Annotated in this window: 2 protein-coding genes and 1 pseudogene; all 3 read right to left on the bottom strand. The window is 58.7% G+C overall.

Annotation, left to right across the window (positions count from 1 at the left end):
* Positions 1-210, bottom strand: a 210-nt coding sequence (locus A3754_RS01370) for a 2-C-methyl-D-erythritol 4-phosphate cytidylyltransferase (protein WP_156496666.1), incomplete at its 3' end; no start/stop codon positions are given.
* Positions 207-575, bottom strand: coding sequence for a septum formation initiator family protein (locus A3754_RS01375; protein ID WP_082872374.1), 369 nt, complete (start codon positions 573-575; stop codon positions 207-209). The genes A3754_RS01370 and A3754_RS01375, both read right to left, overlap by 4 nt.
* 3 nt (positions 576-578) lie before the next feature.
* Positions 579-795 (bottom strand): annotated as a pseudogene (gene eno, locus A3754_RS01380) (phosphopyruvate hydratase); the annotation flags it as partial.

The raw sequence follows: 795 nt of genomic DNA on the forward strand, positions 1-795 counted from the left end.
CGCCAGCGTGGGCCACCAGGGGTCGTCAGCGGACACCGCCACCACTACTTTGTGGATCGGCGCGAACGAGAGCAATCGATTCAGGGTGTGTTCGGCCAAGGTTTGGCCGGCCAGGGAAAGATACTGCTTGGGAAAACCCGCGCCCATTCGGCTTCCCACCCCGGCAGCAGGAACCACGGCATACAGCGGGCCGGAAATAACAGGATTCACTCTGTGCCCCGGGGCTGTTCAAGAATCAGGAAAAAGGTTTCTCCGTTACGAACCATCCCCAGGTCCTTGCGTGCGATTTCTTCAATCGCTTCTGTACCTTGTTTCAGGTCGTTCACGTCAGCGGCCATGAGACGATTGCGTTCTGCCAGCTTGGCATTGCTTTCTTTCAGCACGGCCACGTCTTTTTTCAACGCGGCCACATGGCGAAGGCTGCCTTCACCAAACCACAACCGAACCTGCAGGCCCAAAAACAGCAGCGCCAGCAATGCCAGAGCGACTTGCCGGGCAGGTGACAGTTTCAGTGTCATCCGCTCGGTGTTGCCCTTGCTGTTGCCGGCGCTGGATTTTGCCTTGGGGGCTGGCATCGCTTAGCCGAGCAGCTTGAACTCTTTACGGCCATGGTAAGCCGCACGGCCCAGTTCCTGCTCGATGCGAATCAAACGGTTGTACTTGGCAACACGGTCGGAGCGGCACAGGGAGCCGGTCTTGATTTGGCCCGCCGCCGTCGCCACCGCCAGATCAGCAATGGTGGTATCCGCTGTTTCACCACTACGGTGGGAAATGACCGCAGTGTAACCGGCATCT

Source organism: Alcanivorax sp. HI0083, assembly GCF_001635175.1.

Excerpts from the sequence above, each read along its gene's own strand:
- A3754_RS01375 (WP_082872374.1), bottom strand. The coding sequence starts at position 575 with ATGCCAGCCCCCAAGGCAAAATCCAGCGCCGGCAACAGCAAGGGCAAC.